This is a genomic window from Pseudomonas sp. P4_C1, assembly GCF_056402155.1.
The window spans coordinates 1-25652 of the sequence record NZ_JBFUHY010000072.1 but is presented as its reverse complement, the minus strand read 5'-3'; the positions used below and the strand labels follow the sequence as shown (position 1 = coordinate 25652).

General features: G+C 60.7%; 23 protein-coding genes. 10 read left to right on the top strand and 13 right to left on the bottom strand.

The annotated features are described in order from the left end of the window. The 5 genes from AC1DU9_RS24635 to AC1DU9_RS24615 form a co-directional block, all read left to right on the top strand. Positions 1-318, top strand: a 318-nt coding sequence (locus AC1DU9_RS24635) for a calcium-binding protein (protein ID WP_477810914.1), incomplete at its 5' end; no start/stop codon positions are given. 50 nt (positions 319-368) lie between these two features. Continuing rightward, positions 369-1079 (top strand): hypothetical protein, encoded by a 711-nt coding sequence (locus AC1DU9_RS24630; protein WP_317851127.1) that lies wholly within the window; start codon positions 369-371, stop codon positions 1077-1079. Positions 1080-1684: 605 nt separating this feature from the next. Continuing rightward, complete coding sequence (locus AC1DU9_RS24625) at positions 1685-2332, top strand: hypothetical protein (RefSeq protein WP_223462317.1); 648 nt, start codon at positions 1685-1687, stop codon at positions 2330-2332. A 267-nt stretch (positions 2333-2599) separates the two neighbouring features. Then, a complete protein-coding gene (locus tag AC1DU9_RS24620; protein ID WP_477810913.1) occupies positions 2600-4639 on the top strand; it encodes a 2,4-dienoyl-CoA reductase FMN-binding domain-containing protein in 2040 nt (679 codons plus the stop codon). A 100-nt stretch (positions 4640-4739) separates the two neighbouring features. Continuing rightward, the gene (locus tag AC1DU9_RS24615; RefSeq protein ID WP_223462315.1) at positions 4740-5666 is read left to right on the top strand and encodes a 1-aminocyclopropane-1-carboxylate deaminase/D-cysteine desulfhydrase; all 927 of its coding nucleotides are present in this window, start codon (positions 4740-4742) and stop codon (positions 5664-5666) included. A 126-nt stretch (positions 5667-5792) separates the two neighbouring features. Here the strand turns inward: AC1DU9_RS24615 and AC1DU9_RS24610 are convergent, their stop codons facing one another. The 3 genes from AC1DU9_RS24610 to AC1DU9_RS24600 form a co-directional block, all read right to left on the bottom strand. Further along, a complete protein-coding gene (locus AC1DU9_RS24610; protein ID WP_223463839.1) occupies positions 5793-6353 on the bottom strand; it encodes a cytochrome b in 561 nt (186 codons plus the stop codon). Between the two features lie 247 nt (positions 6354-6600). Beyond that, the gene (phnX, locus tag AC1DU9_RS24605; RefSeq protein ID WP_223463838.1) at positions 6601-7428 is read right to left on the bottom strand and encodes a phosphonoacetaldehyde hydrolase; all 828 of its coding nucleotides are present in this window, start codon (positions 7426-7428) and stop codon (positions 6601-6603) included. Positions 7429-7597: 169 nt separating this feature from the next. Continuing rightward, positions 7598-8707, bottom strand: a complete 1110-nt coding sequence (locus tag AC1DU9_RS24600; RefSeq protein ID WP_223463837.1) for a 2-aminoethylphosphonate--pyruvate transaminase — start codon at positions 8705-8707, stop codon at positions 7598-7600. A 109-nt stretch (positions 8708-8816) separates the two neighbouring features. On the opposite strand from AC1DU9_RS24600, the gene AC1DU9_RS24595 reads away from it, so the two are divergent. Then, positions 8817-9680: a LysR substrate-binding domain-containing protein gene (locus tag AC1DU9_RS24595; RefSeq protein ID WP_223463836.1), complete on the top strand. Its 864-nt coding sequence runs from the start codon at positions 8817-8819 to the stop codon at positions 9678-9680. Positions 9681-9801: 121 nt separating this feature from the next. Here the strand turns inward: AC1DU9_RS24595 and AC1DU9_RS24590 are convergent, their stop codons facing one another. Then, positions 9802-10674, bottom strand: coding sequence for a LysR family transcriptional regulator (locus AC1DU9_RS24590; protein ID WP_223463835.1), 873 nt, complete (start codon positions 10672-10674; stop codon positions 9802-9804). Between the two features lie 269 nt (positions 10675-10943). Between AC1DU9_RS24590 and AC1DU9_RS24585 the strand changes: the two genes are divergently transcribed. Next, the gene (locus AC1DU9_RS24585) at positions 10944-12269 is read left to right on the top strand and encodes an MFS transporter (protein ID WP_223463834.1); all 1326 of its coding nucleotides are present in this window, start codon (positions 10944-10946) and stop codon (positions 12267-12269) included. A gap of 68 nt (positions 12270-12337) precedes the next feature. Then, the gene (locus tag AC1DU9_RS24580) at positions 12338-13729 is read left to right on the top strand and encodes an FAD-dependent oxidoreductase (RefSeq protein ID WP_223463833.1); all 1392 of its coding nucleotides are present in this window, start codon (positions 12338-12340) and stop codon (positions 13727-13729) included. A 3-nt stretch (positions 13730-13732) separates the two neighbouring features. Here the strand turns inward: AC1DU9_RS24580 and AC1DU9_RS24575 are convergent, their stop codons facing one another. Next, entirely contained in the window at positions 13733-15154 is a 1422-nt protein-coding gene (locus tag AC1DU9_RS24575; protein WP_223463832.1) for a type VI secretion system Vgr family protein, read from the bottom strand. Positions 15155-15379: 225 nt separating this feature from the next. On the opposite strand from AC1DU9_RS24575, the gene AC1DU9_RS24570 reads away from it, so the two are divergent. Further along, positions 15380-16084 (top strand): YebC/PmpR family DNA-binding transcriptional regulator, encoded by a 705-nt coding sequence (locus AC1DU9_RS24570; protein ID WP_477810912.1) that lies wholly within the window; start codon positions 15380-15382, stop codon positions 16082-16084. A gap of 133 nt (positions 16085-16217) precedes the next feature. Here AC1DU9_RS24570 and AC1DU9_RS24565 read toward each other — a convergent pair whose 3' ends face one another. The 8 genes from AC1DU9_RS24565 to AC1DU9_RS24530 form a co-directional block, all read right to left on the bottom strand. After that, complete coding sequence (locus AC1DU9_RS24565; protein ID WP_223463831.1) at positions 16218-17531, bottom strand: leucine-rich repeat-containing protein kinase family protein; 1314 nt, start codon at positions 17529-17531, stop codon at positions 16218-16220. Between the two features lie 289 nt (positions 17532-17820). Beyond that, on the bottom strand, positions 17821-18888 hold the full coding sequence (locus AC1DU9_RS24560) for an ABC transporter substrate-binding protein (protein ID WP_477810911.1): 1068 nt from the start codon (positions 18886-18888) through the stop codon (positions 17821-17823). Between the two features lie 18 nt (positions 18889-18906). Continuing rightward, positions 18907-20022, bottom strand: a complete 1116-nt coding sequence (locus tag AC1DU9_RS24555; RefSeq protein ID WP_223463829.1) for an NAD(P)/FAD-dependent oxidoreductase — start codon at positions 20020-20022, stop codon at positions 18907-18909. Then, positions 20019-21374, bottom strand: coding sequence for an FAD/NAD(P)-dependent oxidoreductase (locus AC1DU9_RS24550; protein WP_477810910.1), 1356 nt, complete (start codon positions 21372-21374; stop codon positions 20019-20021). The genes AC1DU9_RS24555 and AC1DU9_RS24550 overlap by 4 nt, the downstream gene beginning before the upstream one ends. A 133-nt stretch (positions 21375-21507) precedes the next feature. Next, complete coding sequence (locus AC1DU9_RS24545) at positions 21508-21798, bottom strand: (2Fe-2S)-binding protein (RefSeq protein WP_223444668.1); 291 nt, start codon at positions 21796-21798, stop codon at positions 21508-21510. A 7-nt stretch (positions 21799-21805) separates the two neighbouring features. Next, positions 21806-22600 carry an ABC transporter permease gene (locus AC1DU9_RS24540; RefSeq protein ID WP_108219103.1) on the bottom strand — a complete coding sequence of 265 codons (795 nt, stop codon included), beginning with the start codon at positions 22598-22600 and terminating at the stop codon, positions 21806-21808. A gap of 6 nt (positions 22601-22606) precedes the next feature. Further along, positions 22607-23476, bottom strand: a complete 870-nt coding sequence (locus AC1DU9_RS24535; RefSeq protein ID WP_223463827.1) for an ABC transporter permease — start codon at positions 23474-23476, stop codon at positions 22607-22609. After that, the gene (locus AC1DU9_RS24530; RefSeq protein ID WP_223463826.1) at positions 23473-24498 is read right to left on the bottom strand and encodes an ABC transporter ATP-binding protein; all 1026 of its coding nucleotides are present in this window, start codon (positions 24496-24498) and stop codon (positions 23473-23475) included. Before AC1DU9_RS24530 ends, AC1DU9_RS24535 begins: the two co-directional genes overlap by 4 nt. A 244-nt stretch (positions 24499-24742) precedes the next feature. Between AC1DU9_RS24530 and AC1DU9_RS24525 the strand changes: the two genes are divergently transcribed. Beyond that, entirely contained in the window at positions 24743-25579 is an 837-nt protein-coding gene (locus tag AC1DU9_RS24525; RefSeq protein WP_477810909.1) for an IclR family transcriptional regulator, read from the top strand. The last annotated feature ends 73 nt before the right edge of the window (positions 25580-25652 follow it).

Genomic DNA, 25652 nt, shown 5'->3' with positions numbered 1-25652 from the left:
GGTGCGGGTAACGACGTTCTCATCGGCGGTGGCGGTAATGACGTGATGAGTGGCGGCGTGGCCGGCAACGATACGTTCGTGTTTGCTGCCGCGGGTTTCGGCAACGATACGATCCTGAACTTCGGAGCGAATTTGGCCGCAGAGCAGGACTTGCTCAATGTCACGGGGATGGGGATCACCAGCGCGACGTTCGCTGCCAGCCTGACCATAACGGCAGACGGGGCGGACACGGTGGTGGGGATCGGAGCGGACTCCATCCGCCTTGTGGGTGTCAGCAGCGCGGCCGTTGATCAGACGGACTTCATTCTGGCCACTTGAGGTCCTGGTCAGTACTGTCGCAGGGAGCGTGGACCGCGGAGGGGAGGGCAATGGATGCCCTCCCTTTCTCCTTCCATTCAATTGCCCATCAGCTATCGGGGTGCCAGCAGCGTACTGGAACTCATCAAGGCAGGTTGGAACCGAACTGCGAAATCAAAGAAACAATGGAAAAAGGAAACCCGGCCTTGAACATTTCAGCCATCTGCCTCTTGAGCAGCCTATTGGTCGCGGTCGCGGCTTCTGCTACCGGGATCACTTCGGTCTTCGACCTGGGCTTCACCAGGTCAGCCACAGAAACGCTGAAAAAACTGGACATCAACGACGCTTTTATTATCGCCGTCTCAAGTCCTGCAGCGTTTACCTTCTGCCGCAATGGTTCGTCAACGCTCTGGAAGTATCAGGTGTTGGATCTAGAGCAACAGGTGGCGATGCAAATTGGCCCAAAGCGGTCTTCGACGGACTATCAACTCATTACCGTTGCGCAAGTCAATAGCATTGCCTGCGAACAGGATCACCTTGCACCCTTGGTTAAACCGCCTGTCAGGCGTGGACTTGTCCTCGGCCTGATCACCCTGTTTCTGCTAGTCGGCCTGCGATATACCTACCGCGCAATCATGGATTGCCGATATGACCAAACCGGGTTTTCGAAGCCAGGCTTGCAGCGCTTGAGCGAATCCCGATTACCGTACAATTCAACAGTCATGGCGTTGGCCGCATGGGGTATGGCGGCAGCTACGGCATTTGTTTACTTCGGGTTTTGAGCATGAGTGCAGGGACTTGGTTTACACCCTTATTGTTTAAGTTGATCCTGCGTTGCCATCTGCCTGAAAGGGTGGCCGAATCACCGTGGAATTCGCAGTCGGAGTTTGCTCTGGATGAGAGTTGCTCGCTATTGCGCATGTTATGGGATGTATAACAACTAGTGGATCCAATAAGCGATTATTGAAGTGCATGTAGTTAAGCAGGCCAGTTGTGGTGGGGCGTAGCGTGAAAGTTGTCTTGTTGCTATCGCTTCAGGCGCACTTGCGCAACGCACCGTTTGTCGGTGGGTTGCTCGAGAAATGAACATTGGAGCGTCTTCGCCCTCTGACTCCTAAGCACGTCAGTCATGACCTGCCCCTGAAATCGCAAAAAGAAGTGGAAGTTGAATCTCAAAAGCAGTGAATGCAAATGGGGGGTTTTATCTGAAACTCAGGGAGGTGATAAACAAACCGGTCATTGATTTGCCGAGCGGGTCAATGAGGTTAACAGTGCCGAGTCCATGATTTGGCTTATCTTTTAGAAGTAAGGTCGCACAGGATTTTTAATAAGTAAAAAACCTGTCAAGTAGTCGATCTGTACTGTCGAATAAGGTGGAGAAAATACCGTGGCGATAAATACAATAATGAGTCTGCTGGAAAATAAAGAATTTCTGGAGTTTTTTCGTCTGGGGGTTATTTACGTTCACTTGGTGGCGTGTTGTGTGGCCATTGGTTTGGTATTGACCAGTGATGTCGCTATGGTTAAAGACCTGTTAAGGCGCAAAGTAGTCACTGAGCATGATAATGCTCACATGGAAAGTCTTCAAAAGTCAGTCGTTGTTGCACTGATAGCACTGTGGGTAACGGGTGTCGCTGTCGTCGGTATTGATTACCTGGACAAAGGTCTCGATTACTTCATGAATCCAAAGCTTCAAGCCAAAGTCATTATTGTAGCGTTGCTGAGTTACAACGGTGTCTTGTTGCATCGTATGGTACTGCCGGCCCTGCAGAAGGCAGGCTCGTTGCTCAATCTCGGATTCAGTGCACGGATGCTGGCGTTGGCCTGCGGCTCATTGTCGGCAGTGTCCTGGATGTATGCCGCCATGCTGGGTGTCGGGCGCCCATTGGCCTGGAAGTATTCCCTTTCCGAACTGTTGATGGCTTATCCGGTACTGATTGTGCTCGGATTCCTGACGATGCTGGTGCTGACTCAGCGAGCGAAAAAACAGGACGACTACGTTGCGCCTCAGGGGATTGTCGCAAGCGCATGCTAAGCCGGTCATGCGCGTAAATCCTGCGGGCTTGTCCCGAGTCCGAAAGATGGCGACCTTCATGGTGCAGGTTTCAACCCGGACCTGCACCGCAAGGTCGTTTTTGTTTTGAGTCATTCCCGTTTGCCTAATGCTCCTGCTCATTTCGATCAATAAGTTGTCAGTTACGGTCATTGAGCACCAGCGGCGCGACTCTTAGTCTGTCGAACATGACTGATGGGGGCCATAGAGCTCCTGCACTTTCCGTGATCGCTCGATGTGGAGTTACCGATGACCGCCGCTCAATACCCGCACCTGTTGGCTCCGCTGGACCTGGGTTTCACCACACTGCGCAATCGCACCCTCATGGGGTCGATGCACACTGGCCTTGAAGAGAAACCGGGTGGTTTCGAGCGCATGGCGGCGTACTTTGCCGAACGTGCCCGTGGCGGTGTCGGCCTGATGGTCACTGGCGGTATCGGCCCGAACGATGAAGGCGGCGTGTATTCCGGCGCGGCCAAGCTGACCACCGAAGAAGAGGCGCTCAAGCACCGTATCGTCACCCGTGCCGTGCACGAGGCAGGCGGCAAGATCTGCATGCAGATCCTCCACGCGGGTCGCTATGCCTACAGCCCGAAACAGGTTGCGCCGAGCGCGATCCAGGCGCCGATCAACCCGTTCAAGCCCAGGGAGCTGGACGAGGAGGGCATCGAGAAGCAGATCAGCGATTTCGTCACCTGTTCGGTACTGGCACAAACCGCCGAGTACGACGGTGTGGAAATCATGGGTTCGGAAGGCTACTTCATCAACCAGTTCCTCGCCGCCCACACCAACCACCGTACCGACCGCTGGGGCGGCAGCTATGAAAACCGCATGCGCCTGCCGGTGGAAATCGTCCGTCGCGTGCGTGAAGCGGTCGGCCCGAACTTCATCATTATTTTCCGTCTGTCGATGCTTGACCTGGTCGAAGGCGGCAGCACCTGGGACGAGATCGTGCAACTGGCCAAGGCCATCGAGCAGGCCGGTGCGACCATCATCAACACTGGTATCGGCTGGCACGAAGCGCGGATTCCAACCATCGCCACCAAAGTGCCGCGCGCGGCCTTCAGCAAGGTCACGGCCAAACTGCGGGGTTCGGTCAATATTCCGCTGATCACCACCAACCGCATCAACACGCCGCAAGTGGCCGAGCAGATCCTGGCCGAGGGTGATGCCGACATGGTGTCCATGGCGCGGCCGTTCCTCGCCGACCCGGATTTCGTCAACAAGGCCGCTGCAGGTCGCGCCGATGAAATCAACACCTGCATCGGTTGTAACCAGGCCTGCCTCGATCACACCTTCGGCGGCAAGCTGACCAGTTGCCTGGTCAATCCGCGTGCCTGCCACGAAACCGAACTCAATTACCTGCCCGTGCAGCAGCTGAAGAAAATCGCCGTGGTCGGTGCCGGCCCGGCCGGTTTGTCCGCCGCGACCGTGGCCGCCGAGCGTGGCCATCAGGTGACGCTATTCGATTCGGCCAGCGAAATCGGCGGTCAGTTCAACATCGCCAAGCGTGTTCCGGGCAAGGAAGAGTTCTTTGAGACCATTCGCTACTTCAACCGCAAGTTGCAGACCACCAACGTCGAGGTGTGCCTGAACACCCGCGTCGACGTGGCCAGACTGGTCGAAGGCGGCTACGACGAGATCATTCTGGCCACCGGCATTGCGCCGCGCGTGCCGGCCATTCCGGGGGTGGAAAACGCCAAGGTGCTGAGCTACCTGGACGTGATCCTGGAGCGCAAACCGGTCGGCAAGCGCGTCGCGGTGATTGGTGCCGGTGGTATCGGTTTCGACGTCTCCGAGTTCCTTGTGCATGAAGGCGTCGCCACCAGTCAGGATCGTGCCGCGTTCTGGAAGGAATGGGGCATCGATGCGCACCTTGAGGCACGCGGTGGTGTTGCCGGTATCAAGGCTGCGCCCCATGCGCCGGCACGCGAGGTGTTCCTGCTGCAACGCAAGACATCCAAGGTCGGTGACGGCCTGGGCAAGACCACCGGCTGGATTCATCGCACCGGTCTGAAGAACAAGCAGGTACAGATGCTCAACAGCGTTGAATACCTGAAGATCGACGACGAAGGCCTGCACATCCGCATCGGCGACAGCGGAGAGCCGCAGGTGCTGCCAGTGGACAACATCGTGATTTGCGCCGGTCAGGATCCGCTGCGCGAATTGCATGACGGTCTGGTGTCGGCGGGGCAGAGTGTGCACCTGATCGGCGGCGCGGATGTCGCGGCAGAGCTGGATGCCAAGCGGGCGATCAATCAGGGTTCGCGATTGGCGGCGCAGTTGTAATCCAGCTAATCAGGCTGTTCACAAAACCTGTGGTGAGGTGCTTGCCTCCTCACCACAAGTCAGCTGCTAAGATGCCGGGTCTTTCCAAAGATCCGGCATCATGCTTTCTCTTCCAGACAACTGGCTTCCTAAAGCCCCCCTCGAACTCCTCCACCTCGACTGGCTCACCCACGCCGACATCGAAGTGGCAATCCTGCGTCTGGACCAGATCGACCCGCTGATCAGCGGCAACAAATGGTTCAAACTCATCGAACACTTGAAGACCGCCGACCGTGTTGGTGCCGAAGGCCTCATCAGCCTGGGTGGAGCGCACTCCAATCACCTCCACGCGTTGGCGGCGGCGGGCAAGCGTTTCGGCTTTGCCACCGTTGGCCTGTTGCGCGGGCACCCTCAGGAAACTCCGACGGTCAAAGACTTGCAGGCGTTCGGCATGCAGTTGCACTGGCTGGGTTACGCAGGCTATCGAGCGAGGCATGAAGCGGGTTTCTGGCAACCCTGGCAAACCCGCTACCCGACGTTGCATCCGGTGCCTGAAGGGGGAGGCGGTTTGCCTGGCGCCCTGGGTTGCATGCAACTGCGGGCCAGCGTTTGCGCGCAACTGGAAGGATTGGGCTGGAGTGACTATGACGCCTGGTGGCTGGCCTGTGGAACCGGTACGACCCTGGCGGGCCTGGTGCTGGCCGAAGCGGGGGATCATCCGGTTTACGGTGCGCTGGCGGTGCCAGGCGATCATGGGGTGGCGCAGCAGGTCGAACGGATCGTGCAGGAAGCGGGTCTGATCGATGCGGTATATGAACTGGTCGAGGCCAGTCGCGGCGGTTTTGCCAAGGTCGATCCGCTGCTGATCGAGTTCATCGAGAAGACCGAACAGGCCAGCGGCATTCCCCTGGAACCGCTGTACACCGGCAAGGCACTCATGGCCCTCAAGCAACAAGTCGCCACGGGCAAGTTCACCCGGGGCACGCGGCTGATCTTCGTCCACACGGGCGGCTTGCAGGGGCAAAGGGGGTTCAATTCACAAACCTGAAAGTCACCGAAAACCAATGTGGGAGCGAGCTTGCTCGCGATGAGGGCATTGCATTCGGCACATTTGTCGACTGATACACCGCCATCGCGAGCAAGCTCGCTCCCACATTAGGGGTTGCCGTCAAGTTCAGGTATTGCGGTTCACGCGCTTGGGCATCATCCGCAGCAAGGTGTTATCGCCCACCACATAATGGTGATACAGCGCGGCCACGGCATGCAGGCCGATCAGCCAATAGCCGATCGTGCCGCCGAGCTCGTGCCAGCCCTGGAGTTGTTTGGCCAGGTCCTTGTTTTCCGCTATCGGCATCGGCAGGTCGACACCGTAGAACATCACCTGATTGCCTTTGGCACTGGTGACCAGCCACCCGAGAATCGGTGTGAGGATCATGAATATGTACAACGCCCAGTGCATCAGCCTGGCCAGCGTCGTTTGCCAGTGTGGCGAGGCCGGGAAGATCTCCGGGGGCCGGCCGAGACTGCGCGCGAACAATCGCACCCAGACCAGAACGAAAACGGTCAGGCCGAGCATGAAGTGTAATTCGACCATCAGCGTGCGCCCGCCACTGCCCTTGGGAAAGATCCCGCGAAACTCGATACAGGCGTAAACCAGCGCCAGCAGGACCAGCATCAACCAATGCAGTGCGATCGATACGGTGCTGTAGCGCGATTCGGAGTTTTTCCACGGCATATGGTGTTCCTCAGAGGTCCGGTTTAAAGCCACCGTTCTTGTCCGACGGTGTGCTTTAACTGTAATCCTGTTTAACCGGGTTTGCCTGAGGCGATTGGTCGCGTGATGTTCTGGCTCGGGTAATAGACAGAAAAACCCTGTAGGAGCGAGCTCGCTCGCGATGGGGTCAGTTCAGTCAATACATATATTGAATGAGCGATCGTCATCGCGAGCAAGCTCGCTCCCACAGAGGTATTACGGGGATTTATCAGCTCGACTGCGGCATTTCGCCATTGGCCAGACGCTTGTTGATGTCGGCGATCACGTCCGGCAGATCGGTGATGGTGTCGATCATGTAGTGCGGGCGCGAACCTTCGAACATCGCGTGGATGCGCTTGCGCTCACTGTCCAGTTGGTCGCTGCCCAGCGCGCGATAACCTTCGTAGTCCAGACCCAGGGCGTTACCCGAGCAGATCAGCGCCACGGTCCACATGCCGGCGCGGCGACCTTCGAGAATGCCCGGCACAGTGTCATCGATCTTCACGCACGCGGCGACATCGTCAATGCCCAGGGCGATGACGTTGGCCAGTGCCTGGGCGGGCCATGGGCGGCCGTTCGGGACTTCGTCGGTGGCGACCACGTGATCGGCGACGTAGCCGTTGGTGGCGGCCAGTTCAACCACTTTGTCCATGACCAGTTTCGGGTAACCGGAGCAGGAACCGATCCTGATCCCTTGCTGGCGCAGGTTGGCGATGGTCTCCAGCGCCCCCGGAATCAGCGCCGAGTGTTCGGCGATTTTTTCGATCTGCAGCGGCATGAAGCGTTGGTAAATCGCAGTGACGTCATCGTCAGTCGGCGTGCGGCCGAACACTTTGCGATAACGCTCGGCAACTTCCGGTAGATCGCACAGGGTGCGGATGTGGTCCCACTTGCCCATGCCCATCGGGCCACGGGCTTCTTCGATGGACACCTGGACATCGAACTCGGCGAACGCCTCGACGAAAATCTGCGTCGGGGCGAAGGAGCCGAAGTCGACCACGGTGCCGGCCCAGTCGAGGATGGCGGCTTGGAGTTTGGTTGGGTTGGTGTAGTTCATGGCGTTTGGATTCCTGTGAGAACGAGCTATTCGGAAATTCAGCTTTTCTGTGGGAGCGAGCTTGCTCGCGATGAGGCCTGGTCAGTCGACATCAATGGTGAGTGTCAGACCGCTATCGTCGGAACGCCGCCCGGAGCAAGCTCGCTCCCACAGGGGTATACGGTGTGGCCTAGATCTCTAACACTTCCATCTCGCGCAAAACTTCAGCAATCGCCGCCACGGCTTCGCGCATTTCGGCTGGCTGGACATGGCCAATGCAGCCGACGCGGAAGGTTTCGACCTGGGTCAGTTTGCCGGGGTAGAGGATGTAGCCCTTGGCCTTGACCCGCTCATAGAACTCCTTGAACTGGTAGCGAGGATCTTTCGGGGCATGAAAGGTGGCGATGATCGGCGCCTGAATAGCCGCCGGCAGGAAACTGCGCAGCCCCAGTTTGCCCATCTCTTCCATCAATGCCTGGCAGTTGGCGGCATAGCGTTCGTGTCGGGCCGGCAGGCCACCTTCTTCGTTGTATTGCAGCAGGGCTTCGTGCAGCGCCGCGACCACATGGGTCGGCGGGGTGAAGCGCCACTGGCCGGTCTTGGCCATGTAGGCGTGTTGGTCCTGCAGGTCCATGGCCAGCGAATGCGAGTTACCGGTGGCGTTGGCCAGGGATTCTTTGCGAGCGAAGACAAACCCCATGCCCGGAACACCTTCCAGGCATTTGCCCGAGGCAGCGATCAGTGCGTCGAACGGCACTTGCTGCGCATCCACCGGCAGGGCACCGAAGGAACTCATGGCGTCGATGATCAGGCGCTTGCCGTGTTCTGCGACGACCTGGGCGATCTGCGGCAGCGGGTTGAGGATGCCGGTGCTGGTTTCGCAGTGAATCAGGGCGACGTGGGTGATGCCGGTGTCGGCGCGCAGCAGGCGATCGACGTCGGCGGCGGTGGTCGGCTCGTCTTCGGCGGTTTCGAAGGTGCTGAAGGAGCGGCCGAGCACTTCACAGATTTTTGCCAGGCGTTTGCCGTAGGCGCCGTTGATCAGTACCAGAATCTTGCCATCGCGAGGCACCAGCGTGCCGATCGCTGCCTCGACCGCGAAGGTGCCGCTGCCTTGCAGGGGCACGCAGTGGTGAGTGGCGGCGCCGTTGATGATTGCCAGCAGTTGCTCGCAGAGGCTGGCGGTCAATAGATTGAAACGGTCATCCCATGAACCCCAGTCGACCATCATCGCCTGACGGGTGCGGGCCGATGTGGTCAACGGGCCGGGGGTGAGCAGGATGGGTTCGGCAGTACTCATTCTCGTGTCCTCGCAATCGATGGGATGAAGCTACGGCGCTTAAATTGCAATTTGCCGTGTTATCAATCAAATTGTTTGTTGTTATGCCAGCCATCAGTGAGGGTTATTCATGAACCTGTTTCAGCTGCGCGCATTCGATGCTGTGGCGCGGGAAGGCAGCTTTACCCGGGCGGCGGCGCGGCTGTTCATCAGCCAGCCGGCGGTTACCGGGCACATCAAGGCCCTGGAGGAGCACTACCAGATCACCTTGCTGCGCCGTACCGCCCGCCGCGTGGAACTGACGGAGGAGGGCACCAAACTGGCGGCCATCACCCGGGCGATGTTCGGCCTGGTCGAAGAGGCGCAGGTGATGCTCGAAGCCAACCGGCAACTGCTGACCGGGCGTCTGGAGGTGGCGGCGGACGGCCCACACATGGTCATGCCGATGCTTGCCAGTCTGCGGGCGCGCTATCCGGGGATCACGGTGAACCTGCGCCTGGGCAACGCCCAGGAAACCCTGGCGGCGTTGTTGTCCGAACATGCCGACGTGGCGGTGTTGACCGAAGTCGAGCCGCGCAAGGGCTTGCATCTGCAGGCGCTGAACGAATCACGGATTTGCGCGCTGGTGCCCGCCGGGCATCCTTGGGCGCAGAAGACCAAAGGCGTGCAGCTCAAGGAGCTGGATCAGGTGATCATGGTGCTGCGCGAACCGGATTCGATTACCCGGCGCACCTTCGATGAGGCTTGCGCCCAGGCCAGGGTCAATCCGCGGGTGTTGCTGGAGCTGGACAGCCGCGAAGCGGTGACCGAGGCGGTGGCCGCCGAACTGGGGGTAGGGGTGGTGTCGTCGGTGGAGGTCAGCCACGATCCACGGGTGGCGGCGGTGCCGATCATTGGCGAGGGGTTGGTGAATCGGCACATGATCGGGTGCATGGAGCGGCGACGGGATTTGCGGTTGATTCAGGCATTTTTCGGGTTGGCCCCCGTCAGGTAGACCGGGTCGCCTGCAATCGCGGGCAAGCCCGCTCCCACAGGGTTTCATGCAGGTTCGCCGATTTTGTGTACGACCCAATACCTGTGGGAGCGTGGCTTGCCCGCGATGGCGTCGGACCTGCCTACACAAGACTCTCACGCACCATCTCCAGAAAAGTCGCCACCACCCGCCGCGAACTCTGCTCGCGCAGGCAAACCAGCGTTTCAGTCAGCCGTCGTTCGCAATCGGTAATCGGCAGTGCACAAACCCTGGAGTCGGCGCCAAACTCGGCAGCCGACACCACGCCCACTCCGATCCCGACCACCACCGCTTCCCGCGCCGCCTCCCGACCTTCGACCTGAATCGCCGGGCGAATGCGGAACCCGGCGCGTTGCATTTCCTCTTCCAGGGTCTGCCGGGTCACCGAACCGATTTCCCGCAGCACCAGGGGCGTGTCATCGAGATCCGCGAGGGTGATGGATTCGCGGTCGGCCCACGGATGATTGCGCGAGACGAAGGCCACCATCGGGTCATTGCGCAGCGGCAACGAGATCAGTCGTTCGTCGCTCACCTCGCGGCCAAGCAACGCCAGGTCGGCCTGATAGTTGAACAGCCGGAACAGCGATTCATCGGTGTTGCCGGTTTCGATCTTTACGCTGATCCCCGGGTAGCGCTCACAGAACCGGGCGATCTGCGGCAGCACATGCACCGGCGCATCCACCGCCAGAATCAGGCTGCCGGTCTGCAAGGCCTGGGAGTCCTGCAACAGTTCCTGGGCCTCGGCTTCGATGACAAACAATTTCTGCGTCACGCCGAGCAGGCGCTCGCCCAGATCGGTCAGGCGCACGGAACGCTTGTTGCGGTGAAACAGCAAGACGCCGTAACGCTCTTCGAGTTTGCGCACCTGGTCGGAAATCGCCGGTTGCGTCAGAAACAGGCGTTCGGCGGCCTTGGTAAAGCTTCCATGGACCGCCACGGCATGGAACGCTTTGAGCTGGGCGTGGGAAACCGACATGGAAATCTCCAGTAACAAGCTGAGCTTATTTTGGAAATACGATAAATCGATTTCACTTATTAATCAGTAATTGTTTTTATCCACCTCAGCCCCGCCGGCTGGTCAGTCGAACAGCAGCGGGTGCCATGAGCCTGGGCGTGCAAAAAACAGGACTCATCTGACCGGTATCTGCCGTAGGGACAGGGCGATATCGCAGTGCTCAACAATAAAAACACAGGCGTTTTCTTCCAATTCTGCCGGCACACTCACACCCTGAGGTCAGAACCACAATGAACAAGCACATCGGCACCATCAAGCGTTGGCGCGTGCAGATCTTCGCGATCACCTGGCTCGCCTACGCCGCGTTCTACTTCACCCGCAAAGCCTTCTCGGTGGCCAAGCTCGGCATCGCCGAAGACCCGACCTTCATGCTCGACAAAATGGCCATGGCCAACCTCGACGCCATCTACCTGACGGCCTACGCCGTCGGTCAGTTCACCTGGGGCATCCTCGCAGACCGTTTTGGCCCGCGGGTGGTGGTGCTGGGCGGATTGCTGATTTCCGCCTGTGCGGCGCTGGTGATGGGCAACTTTGCAACCTTACCGATTTTCGCTACCTGCATGCTGATCCAAGGGCTGGCGCAGTCCACCGGTTGGTCGGGGCTGTGCAAGAATCTCGGCAGCTTCTTTCCCTCGGAGCAACGCGGGCGGGTACTGGGCCTGTGGAGTTCCTGCTACGCCTTTGGCGGTCTCGTGGCGTCGCCGTTTGCCGGTTGGTGGGCGTATACGCTCATCGGCACCTGGCATGCGGCGTTTGTTTCCAGTGCGGCGGTGGTTGGGCTGGTCGCCGTGCTGTTTTTTATTTTTCAACGTAATAAACCGGAGGACGTCGGCTTGCCGGCGGTGGAGCCGGAACCCGAGCTGACCGCCGAACAGGCTGACGCGCAAAGCAAAATCAGCATGTGGGAGCCTTTGAAGGAAATCCTGCGCAATCGTACGGTGCTGGTGTTGGGGTTGGCGTACTTCATGCTCAAACCGGCGCGCTACGCGATTCTGTTGTGGGGACCGGTGATCGTCTTCGAGCAGATGCCGTCGGTGGGCAAGGTCGGCGCGGCGATCATTCCGACCGCATTTGAACTGGCCGGATTGCTCGGGCCGATCCTGATTGGCCTGGCCTCGGACAAACTGTTCGGTGCCCGGCGCATGCCGGCCTGCGTGATCAGCCTGTTGGCGCTGACGGTCTCCCTGGCGTTTTTCATGGGCGCCCTGCATACCGGTAGCGTGCTGCTGGTGGTGGCGCTGCTGTTCGTCATGGGCCTGACCCTCTACGGACCGGATTCGATGATCAGCGGCGCGGCCGCCATCGACTTCGGCACCGCCAAGGCGGGGGCCACGGCAGCCGGTTTCGTCAACGGTTGCGGCTCGGTCGGGGCGATTCTCGGCGGGCTGCTGCCGGGCTACTTCGACACCGTTACCGTGTTCATCGTCTTCGCCGGCTGCGCAATGTTTTCCGCGCTGGTGTTGATCCCGCACTGGAACAGCCGCCCCAGTGGCCTGGGTACTCAGTTCGCCTACGTGCCCAATCAAGCGATGACCATCAAACCCCTGCGTACCTGAATCCTGCCCCGCGTCGCCTGCTGCACCTGCGGCAGGCTGGCGTGTGGGCCATTGACTGGAGATTTCCCATGAGACCCTTTTGGCTGGACCAGGCCTTGAAGGCTGATGCATCCGAAACCTGTCCGCCACTGGAAGGCGACAGCCGCGCCGACGTGTGCATCGTCGGCGGCGGTTATACCGGGTTGTGGACCGCGATCATGCTCAAGGAGCAGAACCCCGAGCTGGACGTGCTGCTGATCGAGGCAGACATCTGCGGTGCGGGGGCCAGTGGACGCAACGGCGGTTGTGCGTTGTCGTGGTCGGCCAAGTATTTCACCCTTGAGCGTTTGTTCGGCGTCGGAGAGGCCGTGCGCCTGGTCAAGGAGTCCGAGCGCAGCATCCATGCCATCGGCACCTTCTGCGAGCAATACGCGGTGGACGCCGATTACCGCCTCGACGGTACGCTCTACACCGCCACCAACCGTGCGCAATGCGGCTCCACCGATGCAGTCATCGCCGCACTGGAGCGCCACGGCATCAACTCGTTCACCCAGCGGCCGGTGGCCGATGTGCAGCGCATGGCCGGTTCCAGCAAACACCTGGAAGGCTGGTTTTCCCCAGCCGCGGCCAGTGTGCAACCGGGCAAACTGGTGCGCGGTCTGCGCCGGGTCGCCCTGCAATTGGGCGTGAGGATTCACGAAAACACCGCGATGACCGGGCTGGAAGAGGGCAAACCGGTGGGCATTCAAACCCCCAGCGGCACCGTCCGCGCCGACCGGGTGGTGCTGGCGATGAACGCCTGGATGGCCCGGGCGTTCCCGCAGTTCGAACGCAGCGTGGCGATCGTTTCCAGCGACATGCTGATCACCGAGCCACGGCCGGATTTGCTCGACGAAATCGGCCTGACCAGCGGCGTCACGGTGCTCGATTCGCGGATTTTCGTGCACTACTATCACAACACCCCGGACGGCCGGATCATGCTGGGCAAGGGTGGCAATACCTTCGCTTACGGTGGACGCATGCTGCCGGTGTTCGATCAGCCTTCACCCTATGCCGGTCTGTTGCAGAACAGCCTGGCGGATTTCTTCCCGGCGTTTGCCGACGTCAAGGTCGAAGCGACCTGGAATGGTCCGTCGGACCGTTCGGTGACCGGGCTGCCGTTTTTCGGGCAGATGAGCGCCAGTGGCAATGTGTTCTACGGTTTTGGCTACTCCGGCAGCGGTGTCGGGCCCTGCCATATGGGCGGGCAGATTCTGGCGTCGATGGTCCTGGGCCTGGACAACCCCTGGACCCGTTCGCCACTGGTCAACGGACCGCTGGGTTTTTTCCCGCCGGAACCGATTCGCTACATCGGCTCGCTGATGGTGCGCAACGCCATCCGCCGCAAGGAGCGTGCGGAGGATCACGGGCGTCGGCCACGGCATCTGGACGTGCGTTTGGCGCAGTTCGCTGCTGCGGCCGGCAAGGCTGACAAGGGCTGAATCTCAGGGCGCAAGGTCCGAGCGGCTGAGCAGCCAGTCGAACAGCAGGCGGGTATCGCCACGGGGCTCACGCGGGCGAGGGCGGCGAGGTTGAGGCGCAGGGCCCATGGCCGTACAGAGCACCGGGCGATCCGGGTCACTGTCGAGGAAAATCACCAGTACCTCGCTGCCGGCCAAGGGCAGGCGGGACGGGTCGATCCAGTCCTCGGCGGTGGTCAGCGCCAGCGGCAGCCACAGGCCATCGGACGCCGCCGCGACTGATTGTGTGGCGGGCCAGAGGTTCACCTGAACCCGGCCATCCTCATCCACCGTCGGCGGTTGCCCGACCAGGCCGCACACTTGGCCGGGCTGATACCCGGGAATGCTCGGCCTGGGTTGTTTGAGCGAGGGCCTGAACACTGTCGACCAGGGGATGGCGCTGAATTGATTGCAGTAGCCCGGGGTGATGCCCGGTGAGTCGTCGAACAGAATCGATGAATGACACCCCTGATGGCGAATTTCGGTGACCAGCCATTGATCATTGAAATTCGCCAATGGATGTTCGGCCACCTGAACGATCCGGCCGCTGCGTAATGCACCCTGGTTACTTTGGCCGTGGATCTGCAGGTGTCGACAACGCAGACGCTCCAGTTGCCGACGGCTGAGCTGATCGCGATGTTGTTGTTCGCGGGCGGGAAAGTGTCTCGTCGTGGCGAACGAGTGATTGGCTGCGCCGTCGCTGGTGTCTGCTGAACCAGGGTTCCTGGCATCTGGGCGCACGGGGGAGAGCGGAGCGTCATGACGCTGGAACAGTTCGCTGATCACAGGTTCGTGGTGTTCGTCGAGGGCGTCACTGCGCATCGGCATGAGCAGCGGTTCCTGGGGGAAGCTCAGGCTGTCATCGGCCAGCACCAGCACATGGCCGTCGCGTTGATGCTCGAAGTGATAGTGGATGCCTTCTTCCTCGCACAGCCGTTGCAGCAACGCCAGATCGGTTTCTTCATACTGAATGCAAAAAGGTCGCAAGGGATAGTGCCCGGTTGACAGTTCAAAACGATAGCTGCCGGCGGGCAGCCCATGTTCCTCGAGCAATTGGCGCAGGATCATGGGCACGCTGGCGCGCTGGAAAACTCGTCGGCGTCGTTGCTGCTCCAGCGCCTGGACACGGGGCACCAGCACCAGCTTGTAAGCGACCCGGTGCCCGCTTCGATGTTCACAACTGGCGCTGTGCAGCACGCCATGAATGCCCTGGTCGTGGCCAAATTCGAGGAGCGCCGGTTGCTGCAGCAATCGTTCGAGGCTCAGGGCCGGTGCCAGCCCGATAACCTCGATATCGAATCGATAGGGCTGGTTGAGTGCTTCATGACCGCTGAACCGAACCACCTGGAAGCTCAGGTCATCGTCGAGAAGCGTCAGGGTGGTGGGACTTTCCTTGTCGTTGTGCATCGAACACGCTGCTGCCGTGGAATAGGGTGCAAAGCGTACGAAACCTCAGCGCATTGCGGGCACGTTAAAGTGACATTTCCGAATCGCCCTACAACCGCTGGTGAAGATGTCGACGCAAGTCGGGATTTTTTGGTCGATTGCCAACTTTAGGCCGTATAAACTTACACAAAGCGTCGGCCAATAGATGTCTCGGCGCCACAGATGCCACAGATAAGAGAGTGAGAAATGGGCRCACAGTGGAAGGTTAAACACAAAGAAGCGGCAGCCAATGCCAAGGGCAAGATCTTCGGCAAACTGGTGAAGGAAATCACCATTGCTGCGCGCAACGGCGCTGATATTGCTACCAACGCGCACTTGCGTCTGGTGGTTGAACAGGCCAAGAAAGCTTCGATGCCCAAGGAAACACTGGATCGCGCGATCAAGAAGGGCGCGGGCCTGTTGGGCGAGACCGTGCAATACCATCGCGTGACTTATGAAGGGTTCGCCCCGCATCAGGTGCCGTTGATCGTTGAATGCGTGACCGACAACATCAACCGTACCGTCGCTGAAATCCGTGTTGCATTCCGCAAGGGCCAACTGGGGGCTTCCGGTTCCGTGGCCTGGGACTTCAACCATGTCGGCATGATCGAAGCGTCGCCGGACACCCCGGACGCGGATCCGGAAATGGCCGCCATCGAAGCCGGTGCACAGGATTTCGAACCGGGTGAAGAGGGTGCAACCTTGTTCCTGACCGAGCCGACCGACCTCGACGCTGTACAGAAAGCCCTGCCGGAACAAGGCTTCACCGTGCTGTCGGCCAAACTGGGCTACCAGCCGAAAAACCCGGTCAGCGGCCTGAGCGATGAGCAGATGGCGGAAGTCGAAGCGTTCCTCGAAGGCCTCGATAACCACGACGACGTGCAGGACATGTTTGTCGGGTTGGCGGGTTAAGTCTTTGTGTCAATGACGGCTCTGTTGTCTGGCAGGCCGTCATCGTCGGATCGCCGCCCGGAGCAAGCTCGCTCCCACAGGTTGAGCGCTACCCTTGTGGGAGCGAGCTTGCTCGCGATTGACCGCGCAGCGGTCACAGATTTTTCAGTTGCTCCACGACTTCGCCAAACCCCGGCCGCTCCAGCACTTGCGGCTGACAGCAACGCTGTTCTAAATCCTCCAGCCCCCCACGCAGTTCATCACTCAACCCTGAATCAACCCGCGCCAGCAACTCCCCCAGCAACACCCCGAACGCCCGCACCTCGATCCGTTGCAAGGCACGGCTTTCAAGGCTGTCGGACAAGGCGTGGAATGACGCCGCGCCAAAATCCCCCAGCAAGCAGTCGCCCTGTTCATTCCACAGAATATTGTGCCCGTAGAGGTCGCCGTGGGTGATGCCATGACCGTGCAGATGCTCGGCCACCGAGGCAATGCCCGAGGCAATGCGCAGCGCCACCGCGGCACTGAAACGCAAGTCGTCGGGGTAAATGTCGCGGCTGCACGACGCCAGGCTCGGCAGCGCGGCGAGGTTGCAAAAGCTCGGTGCGATCAGTTGCATCACCAACCCGGCGGTTTGCTGCGGGTGATCGACAATCCGCCCTTCGACGCGAATCAGATTCGGGTGCAGACCAGCGGTGATGCAGGCGTTCATCTCGTGCAATGGCGAACCGTCGCTGGTCATTTCGCCCTTGTAGAGTTTCACCGCAACGGCCATGGGCGGCTGCCCGGCGGGTTGCCAGGCGGCCTGATGAATCACCCCGGAGGCACCTTCGCCGAGTTTCTTCTCCAGACGCAATGCCGACCAGTCAATGCGTGGTGTGGCGTCGAGGGCCGCGGCATCGGCTTCGGTTTCCAGCGGGTTACCGGCATAGGCCAGCCAGGTCAGGCTCGGCAACTCCAGCAGCCATTGCGGCAACCCGGTCAACCGGTTGGCGGCGATGCGGATCAGCTCCAGCCGATGGCACTGACGCAATGACTCCGGCAACGCTTGCAATCGATTGCCGGCGAGCATGAGCTTTTGCAGGAACGGGCGCTCTCCCAGTTCGCTCGGCAAGGTTTCGATGCAGTTGTCGGTCAGGATCAGCCAGCGCAGCAGCGGTGGCAGCGCCGCTGCGGGCACGTGGGCGATACGGTTGGCCTTGAAGCCGATCATCGTCAGTGCGGTGCATTGGCCCAGGCAGGCCGGCAACTCGGTGAAGCGGTTATCGGAACAGAACAGCACGCGCAAACGGGTCAGGCGATGCAAGTCCTTGGGCAGGGTGCTCAAGGCATTGCCGCTGAGGTTGAGCACTTCCAGCGAGTCCGCCAGATCGAAAATCTCCCGGGGGAATTCGGTGAGGCCTTCGACCAGATCCAGCCGCGTGATGCCCGACAACTCGCCGGTGCGCAATTGAGCAAGGGTATGCATGAACGGATTCGCCATTAACCAAGGGGAGGGCGTGGAGCCCTGGGAATGCGCGACATGATAGCGGGAAAGATGTGGCGACTGTCAGGCCGCCTTCGCGAGCAAGCTCGCTCCCACAGGTGACCGGTGTTGGTCGCTAATCTGAGTTGGACAAAAATCCATTGTGGGAGCGAGCTTGCTCGCKATGACGGTTAGACAGTCACACAAGGGGTGCCTGACRGTCCGCTATCGCGAGCAAGCTCGCTCCCACAAGGTTATGTCAATGTCCAGGCTACTGTGCCTGGCCAGTGCCCTAGCGCTCGATACTGCGGTTCCACCGCGCACTCCATGCCGGACGTTGTTCGTTGACCTGATCCCAATCCACGGCAATCGCCGTATCGAGGTACTGTTTCATGGCTTCGACCTGACCATGAGTTCGCTCGGTGGTCGGGGTGTTGGGGTTGGACGGAATCTGGTCGCCATCCTCGAGTGCGACGGCCTGGGCTTCGGGGGTCAGCAGGAAGGCGGCAAGTTTTTGCGCCAGCTCCGGTTGCGTGTTGTTGGCGATTGCGCATTCCGCGACGTTGAGCACCACGGCGCCTTCCTTCGGCTGTGCGTATTCCACTGGCATGCCCTTGAGCTTCAGAGCCGTGACCTGGGTCGGCGTCAACGGGAACAGCGCCGCTTCGTCGGTCTGAAGCATTTCGGAGATCTTCGCCGAGCTCGGAATGTATTCCAGTACGTTACGCCCAACGGTGTTCGGCCAGGCCTTGAAACCAGGGTCGACGTTGGTTTCGGTGCCGCCCTGGATCCGGTTGAACATCAGGAAACCGTGCAAGCCGAACGTCGAAGAGGCCATCGACTGGAACACCAGTTTGTCCTTGAAACGCGGGTCGGCCATGTCCATCCACGAGGTCGGCGCGCTCCAGCCTTTTTCTTTGAACAACCGGGTGTTGTATGCCAGCCCGGTGACCCCGAGGCTGACCGCCACGGCCTGGTCCTTGATCCGTCCCTTGGCCGGAATCTGTTCCAGCGGCGGGCTGTCTTCGAGTTTGTCGCACAGGCCCATGGAGATCGCGCGGTACATGATGCCGTCGTCGAGGAACATCACGTGCATCTGCGGGTTGCCCTTGCTGGCCTGGACCTTGGCCAGGATATCGGCGGAGGTGCCCGGTACGATCACCACTTTGACGTTGTTGGCCTTCTCGAAAGCCGGCAGCACCTTGTCGGCATAGAGCCGTTCCATGGTCCCGCCGTTCATGCCCAGATAAAGTGTCGGCTCGGCCTGGGCCTGGGCCTGAGTGACCGTGAGCAGGGCGCCCACGCAAGAAAAACTTAGCCAGGAGAAACCGAGCAGTGCACTGCGTTTGACGTTATTCATTGGCGCGACCTTCCTCTATCAAGCTACGGAGATGGAGTGAAACCGGGTGATGGAAAACGCATCCAGCGACGTCTTTGACGCGCCGCTACAGATGATTTCGGTGAGCGCCTGGCCCACCGCGGGTCCGATCTGGAAACCGGCGCCGGCAAAGCCGAACGCGTGTAACAGACCGGGTTGGGTACCACTGTGGCCGATCACCGGTTGGCGATCGGGTAGATAACCTTCGGTGCCGCTCCAGGTACGAATCGCCTGGGCACCTTGCAGAAACGGGTAAAGCTCGACGGCCTGGCGGAGTATTTCCAGCACTGCGCCTTGACCGGGGCGGGCGCGGGCCTCGTCGAGGGCAAAGCCCTGGCCACCGCCCAGTACGCAATTTCCCCGGATAACCTGACGGGCATAAATGCCTCCACCCTCGACGCCGGTGCTGGCATCCATCACCAGCGGCAACGGTTCGGTGACCAGCATCGCCGGGTGACCGGAATGCATCGGCACCGGTTCGCCGAACTGCGCGGCCAGGCTGCCGGCCCAGGCTCCGGCGCAGTTCAACAGACAGGGTGCACGCCATTCCTGGCCGGTTTGCGTACGCACACGAAATCGTTGCCCGTCATGTTCTACAGCGCTCACCGCGCATTGTTCGTAAACCTGTGCGCCCTGTTGCCGCGCCGCCCGAGCGAACGCCGGAGACACCAGGCGCGGGTTGGCGTGACCATCGTCCGGGCAATAGGACGCGCCTGCCGCCACGTCTCCAACCCACGGAAAACGTGCACGCAATTGGGTTCGGTCGAGCACTTGCAGATCGAGGCCGAAACCCTGACTGCTATCGGCGTAGTCCTGCAGGGCTTGCAGATCGTTGAGGCTGCGGGCCAGTTTCAGGTGACCGCTACGTTGGTATTCGCCGTCGATGCCGATCAGTTGTGGCAACTGCGCCCAGATTTCGTGGGCCTTTTGCGACAGCGGCAATTGCGCCAGGGGACGACCCTGACGCCGCACGCCGCCGTAGTTCACGCCGCTGGCATGTGAGCCGCAAAAATCCCGCTCCAGCAGTGCCACGCGCCGCCCGGCCCGACTGAGAAACAGGGCAGCGCTTGCACCGACAATGCCACCGCCAATGATGACTGCATCGACTTCGTTCAAAGCTTGATCTCCAGGCCAAACGGCAGCGGTTTGATCGGTGCCTGGGCGCGCAACCGGCCGATATCGGACACGGCGCGCTGGCTCTGGCAGGCAATGATTTCAGCGGCGGCGGCACCGCACATCCGACCCTGGCAACGCCCCATGCCGACACGACAATGAGCCTTTACCCGGTTGATTTCCCAATGACCTTCGCGCACCACGTCGCGAATATCCCCGGCGCGTACTTCTTCACAGCGACAGACCATCACGTCATCGGCGACACCGGCGGCCCAGTTGTCGGGAAAAATAAAGGCACGTTCGAGGCCCTGACGAAATTCGCCAATGCGTTCCAGGCGATGTTCCAGTTGCGCAGGGCGCTGCGCTGGAATCAGATGCCCCATGTCTTCGAGCAGTGCCAACGCGGCGAGCTCACCGGCCATTTCCGCCGCGTCCGCACCCATGATGCCGGCGCCGTCGCCCGCCAGATAAACCTCGGCGACACTGCTGCGGCCCGCACTGTCACGCTGGGGTAACCAGGCGCGATTGAGCGGGTTCCAGACGAATTCACAGCCGAGCAGATCGGCCAGTTGGGTTTCACTGCGCAGGCCGTGAGCGAAGGCCACAGCGTCGCAGTCGAGTGAGTGGTTGCCCTTGGCGTTGGACCAGCGCAGCGACTGCACGCGTTGTTCGCCGTCGATGGCTGCCAGGGTCGCGCCTTGATGCACAGGGATACCGTGCGCGGTCAGCCAGCTGCGGTAATAAATGCCTTTGGCCATCGTGGACGGTTGCGCCAGCAGGCCGGGCAGGGCTCGGGCCTGTGCGCTGAAGGGGGAGCTGTCGAGCACCGCGACCACGTTGGCCCCAGCCTTGGCGTATTGATAGGCGACCAGGTACAGCAACGGGCCGCTGCCGGCGAACACCACACGTTCGCCGATGGCGCAGCCCTGGAACTTCAAGGCGATTTGCGCCGCGCCGAGGCTGTAGACTCCCGGCAATGTCCAGCCCGGTACGGGCAGAATCCGGTCGGTGGCGCCGGTGGCGACGATCACCCGGCAGAAGTCCAAGCGTGCTGCGCGGCCGTTCTGCAAAGTGTCGAGGGCGCCGTCTTCGGCATTCCACACCAGGGTTTCGGGGCGGTAATCGATTTGTTCGCGCAGTGCGTCAATCGTCTGATGCAGCGCATTGGCTTTGCGTGCTTCAAAGCCATACAGCTTGACCGGCGATCGTTTGAAGTTGGCCGGTTGACGCCGATAAATCTGCCCGCCGCCGCGTGCGGCTTCGTCCAGCAACGTCGGACGCACGCCATGGGCAACCAGCGTTTGTGCCGCACGAATGCCCGCCGGACCGGCGCCGACGATGACCACAGACTTCATACTCTCACCCCTGTGGGAGCGAGCTTGCTCGCGATGACGGCGGCCCATTCAATARTTGTGCTGACTGACAGYCTGYAATCGCGAGCAAGCTCGCTCCCCCAAGGGATCCGGTTTCTGCAGATGGAATGTTTATTCATAACGATCGCCCCGGTTCGCGGCACACCTGCTGCCCGGCTTCGAGCAGCGTCGAGCAGGCGCGCACCCTGCGACCATCGCCCAGGCGCACCCAGCAATCCTGACAGGCCCCCATCAGGCAGAAGCCGGCGCGAGGTTCGGCGCTGAAGTCGCTGCCGCGCAGATGTTCGCTGCAAGTCAGCACGGCGGTCAGCACGGTATCGCCGAGCAAACCGCTGGCGGGATGGCCGTCGAGGGTAAAGTCCAGGGCCGGACGGTCAGCTTCGGCCAGTCGTTTCAGCAGAGCCATGGCGCCCTCATTGTTTACCCACCAGCACCCGATCCAGGCCGTAGACCCGATCAAGCAGAATCATCGTCAGCGCGGTCAGCGCAATCACCAGTGCCGACACCGCCGCCATCATCGGATCGATGGATTCAGTGGCGTACACGTACATGCGCACCGGCAGGGTTTGTGTGGCCGGCGAGGTGACGAAAATCGACAGCGTGACTTCGTCGAAACTGTTGATGAACGCCAGTAACCAGCCACCGGCCACCCCCGGCAGAATCATCGGCAGGGTGATCTGGCGGAACAGCGTGAAGCGCCCTGCGCCCAAGGATTGCGCGGCGTGTTCGGCGCTGCGATCCAGGCCAATGGCCGAGGCCAGCACCAGACGCAGCACATACGGTGTAATCACCAGCACGTGGGCGAAGATCAGCCAGACGAAGCTGCCATTGACACCCAGCAACGCAAACAGGCGCAGCAACGCCACACCGAGTACCAGGTGCGGAATGATGATCGGCGACAGAAACAGGCCGTTGAGAAAGTCTCGACCGGGAAACTCGAATCTAGTGATCGCCAGCGCGGCGGGCACCGCGATCAGCGTCGCCAGGGTGGCTGCACTGAACGCCAGGATCAGGCTGTTGTAGAACGCATCGACAAAATCGGCACGCTCGAACACCGCGCGAAACCAGCGTAGAGAGAACTCCGTGGTCGGCAGGCTCAGGGTGTTTTCCGGGGTGAAGGCCACAAGGCAAACCACCACCAGCGGCGCCATCATGAACAACACCACCAGGGTATGAAACAGCAGGGCGAAAGGACCGTTCCTGGACATGACGAATTATCCCAATGACTTCTTGTAGCGGCCTTCGATCATGCGATTCCACGACAGCATGATCAGCAGGTTGATGAGCAGCAGAGCCACGGCAATGGCCGCGCCCATGGGCCAATTGAGTTCCGACAGGTACTGGTCGTAGATCAGCGTGGCAACCATCTTCAGCCGACGACCGCCGAGCAGGCCGGGAATCGCGAATGAGCTGGCGGCCAGGCCAAACACGATCAATGTGCCGGACAACACACCAGGCATGACCTGTGGCAGCACGACCTGGCGAATCACCGTGAAGTGACTGGCGCCCAGCGACTGCGCGGCTTGTTCGGCGGCGGGGTCGAGCTTCTGCAGCGAGGTCCAGACCGGAATGATCATGAACGGCAGCATCACGTGGACCAGCGCAATCACCACCGCGAACGGCGTGTAGAGCAGCTTCATCGGCGAGCCACCGAGGGCTTGCAGGGTCTGGTTGACCAGGCCGTCGGCGCCGAGCAACAGGCTCCAGCCGAAGGCGCGCACCACCACCGAAATCAGCAGCGGGGTGAGGATCAGAATCAGGAAAATCGAGCGCCAGGGTGTGCCCATGCGGCTGAGGATGTAGGCCTCGGGCACGCCGATCAGCACGCAGAGCAAAGTGGTCAGGGCGCTGATCCACAAGGTGCGCAGAAAGATCTCGTAGAAATACGGATCGCCCAGCAGGCTGCTGTAGTGCTCGACGGTGTAGGCATCGCCGTTGATCCCCGAGCTGTAGTCGAAGACGTTGAACGACAGCACCAGGGTCAATCCCAGCGGGATGATCAGCAAGCCGAGGTACAAGGCCAGGGCTGGTGCGGACAGCCAATACCCCTGGCGTCCCTGGCGGGTGGCGGTAAGGGTACTCATGCTGGCACCTCGTCGACACTGAGCACTCGCAGCAGCGCCGCGTCCCAGTCCAGACCGACTGCAGTGCCTTCGTTCAACGGCGCCGAGCCATCGTTGCGGCGCACCACGCAGAGTTCACCCAGGCTCGTCCCGACGCCGTACAGCCATTGGCTGCCGAGGAAAAACCGACTGACGATCTTGCCTTGTAAACGACCGTGGCCGGCATCGCGCAGATCGATTTTTTCCGGCCGCAGGCTCAGGGTCAGATCGCCTTTGCCAACACTGCACACCTGAACCGCACCGGCACCATTGCGCTCGCCGGGCAGCAGATTGGCCTTGCCGACGAATCCGGATATGAATTCGGTACGCGGGTGTTCGTAGAGGGTGTAGGGCGCGTCGATCTGGGTGATGCGCCCGGCCTGCATCACCACGACACGGTCGCTGATGGATAGCGCTTCCGACTGGTCGTGGGTGACCATCAGCGTGGTGATTGCAACTTCGCGCTGGATGCGGCGGATCTCGAATTGCATCTCTTCGCGCAGATTGGCGTCGAGGTTGGACAGTGGCTCATCCAGCAAAAGCACCGGCGGCTGAATCACCAGGGCGCGGGCCAGGGCGACGCGCTGGCGCTGGCCACCGGAAAGCTCCCGCGGGTAACGCTCGGCGTGCTGATTCAGGCGCACCAGTTTCAGTACCCGGTCGACTCGCTGCTGGATATCAGCGTTCGGCACTTTGCGCATGCGCAGGCCGAAGGCGACGTTGTCCTTGACGGTCATGTGCGGGAACAGCGCGTAGCTCTGGAACACCACCCCCAAACCGCGGCTGGCGGGTTTGGCGTGGGTGATGTCGCGGCCATCGAGCACGATGCGCCCGTTGGTGACTTCGACGAAGCCGGCAATCATTTGCAGGGTGGTGGTCTTGCCGCATCCCGATGGGCCGAGCAAGGACACGAATTCACCTTTCTCGACCGAGAGGTCGGTGGCGACGACGGCGTCGATTTCGCCGTAGCGTTTGCAGAGTTTTTCAAGTTGCACAAAAGCCATGACTGCGCTCCACCTGAGATTGTTATGCGTCACCCGCAGGCGCGCTTTTTTGTATGGGCAGATACGAAAAGATGTTGCCGGGGTGCGTGGCGCTCGACTTGAGTCGGCTGCCGCTGTTGTTCGAATCGCCCCTGTCTGGACGCAGAGTAGGACGAAGACTAGGATGGGCTCAATGGCCTATTTCACTGAGGCGATGACAATTTCGAGTTTTATTCGTTCAGCAAATTAATAATCGGAAAACAAGATGCCAAATTCCATTGATCGGAATGAAAACAAGAATGAAGTCGGTGTCGGCGCCGTCTCAAGATTGTTTGCGGTGCTGCGAACACTGGGTGATACCGTCGAGGGCGGCGAGCGGGTGACGCAACTGGCGCAGCGCATCGGTTTATCGCAACCGACGACCCATCGGTTGCTGCGCAGCCTGATGGACGAGGGCATGGTCGAGCAGGATGCGCGCAGTAAACGCTATCGCCTGAGCCTGGATTTTTTCGCGCTGGCGGCCCGTGCCGGCAACACCGCAAACTTGCGCGAACTGGCACGGCCGGCGCTGCTGAGGCTCTCGGCGTCGCTGGGTGATTCGTTGTTTTTGCTGGCGCGCTGCGGCTTTGATGCGATCTGTCTGGACCGCAGCGAAGGGCCGTTCCCGATCCGTACCTTTACCGGGGATATCGGCGGGCGCGTGGCGTTGGGCGTGGGTCAGGGCAGCCTGGCGATTCTGGCGTTCCTGCCGGAGGAAGAGCGCGACACCGTCATCCATTACAACTTGCCGCGCCTGAAAGACTTCCACCTGTATGACGAGGTGTTCCTGCGCTCGGAAGTCGACAACGTGCGCGCCCTGGGTTACGCCGGGCGCAATACCGGCGTGCTGCAGGGCATGGCCGGGGTGGCCGTGCCGATTCTCGATCGTGAAGGTCGCGCGGTGGCGGCGTTGAGTGTGGCGACCGTGAGTGACCGATTGGGCCCGGATCGACTGCCGACGGTGGTAGACATGCTCAAGCGCGAAGCGGCGCTGATCGGGCCGCGGATCAATCCGTTCGACCCGCTACTGCGCCGGCCTTCGCAGGTGTTTGGGCAAGGATGAACATTTCCCCAATCCCTGTAGGAGCGAGCCTGCTCGCGATAGCGGTCTAATAGTCACTGAAATGTTGCCTGAC

Coding starts and splice junctions, on each gene's coding strand:
- AC1DU9_RS24585 (WP_223463834.1), top strand. CDS start 10,944: ATGAACAAGCACATCGGCACCATCAAGCGTTGGCGCGTGCAGATCTTC.
- AC1DU9_RS24595 (WP_223463836.1), top strand. CDS start 8,817: ATGAACCTGTTTCAGCTGCGCGCATTCGATGCTGTGGCGCGGGAAGGC.
- AC1DU9_RS24525 (WP_477810909.1), top strand. CDS start 24,743: ATGCCAAATTCCATTGATCGGAATGAAAACAAGAATGAAGTCGGTGTC.
- AC1DU9_RS24535 (WP_223463827.1), bottom strand. CDS start 23,476: ATGAGTACCCTTACCGCCACCCGCCAGGGACGCCAGGGGTATTGGCTG.
- AC1DU9_RS24575 (WP_223463832.1), bottom strand. CDS start 15,154: ATGCACAACGACAAGGAAAGTCCCACCACCCTGACGCTTCTCGACGAT.
- AC1DU9_RS24550 (WP_477810910.1), bottom strand. CDS start 21,374: ATGAAGTCTGTGGTCATCGTCGGCGCCGGTCCGGCGGGCATTCGTGCG.
- AC1DU9_RS24580 (WP_223463833.1), top strand. CDS start 12,338: ATGAGACCCTTTTGGCTGGACCAGGCCTTGAAGGCTGATGCATCCGAA.
- AC1DU9_RS24610 (WP_223463839.1), bottom strand. CDS start 6,353: ATGCCGTGGAAAAACTCCGAATCGCGCTACAGCACCGTATCGATCGCA.
- AC1DU9_RS24630 (WP_317851127.1), top strand. CDS start 369: ATGGATGCCCTCCCTTTCTCCTTCCATTCAATTGCCCATCAGCTATCG.
- AC1DU9_RS24560 (WP_477810911.1), bottom strand. CDS start 18,888: ATGAATAACGTCAAACGCAGTGCACTGCTCGGTTTCTCCTGGCTAAGT.
- AC1DU9_RS24540 (WP_108219103.1), bottom strand. CDS start 22,600: ATGTCCAGGAACGGTCCTTTCGCCCTGCTGTTTCATACCCTGGTGGTG.
- AC1DU9_RS24600 (WP_223463837.1), bottom strand. CDS start 8,707: ATGAGTACTGCCGAACCCATCCTGCTCACCCCCGGCCCGTTGACCACA.
- AC1DU9_RS24545 (WP_223444668.1), bottom strand. CDS start 21,798: ATGGCTCTGCTGAAACGACTGGCCGAAGCTGACCGTCCGGCCCTGGAC.
- AC1DU9_RS24620 (WP_477810913.1), top strand. CDS start 2,600: ATGACCGCCGCTCAATACCCGCACCTGTTGGCTCCGCTGGACCTGGGT.
- AC1DU9_RS24615 (WP_223462315.1), top strand. CDS start 4,740: ATGCTTTCTCTTCCAGACAACTGGCTTCCTAAAGCCCCCCTCGAACTC.
- phnX (WP_223463838.1), bottom strand. CDS start 7,428: ATGAACTACACCAACCCAACCAAACTCCAAGCCGCCATCCTCGACTGG.
- AC1DU9_RS24530 (WP_223463826.1), bottom strand. CDS start 24,498: ATGGCTTTTGTGCAACTTGAAAAACTCTGCAAACGCTACGGCGAAATC.
- AC1DU9_RS24565 (WP_223463831.1), bottom strand. CDS start 17,531: ATGCATACCCTTGCTCAATTGCGCACCGGCGAGTTGTCGGGCATCACG.
- AC1DU9_RS24590 (WP_223463835.1), bottom strand. CDS start 10,674: ATGTCGGTTTCCCACGCCCAGCTCAAAGCGTTCCATGCCGTGGCGGTC.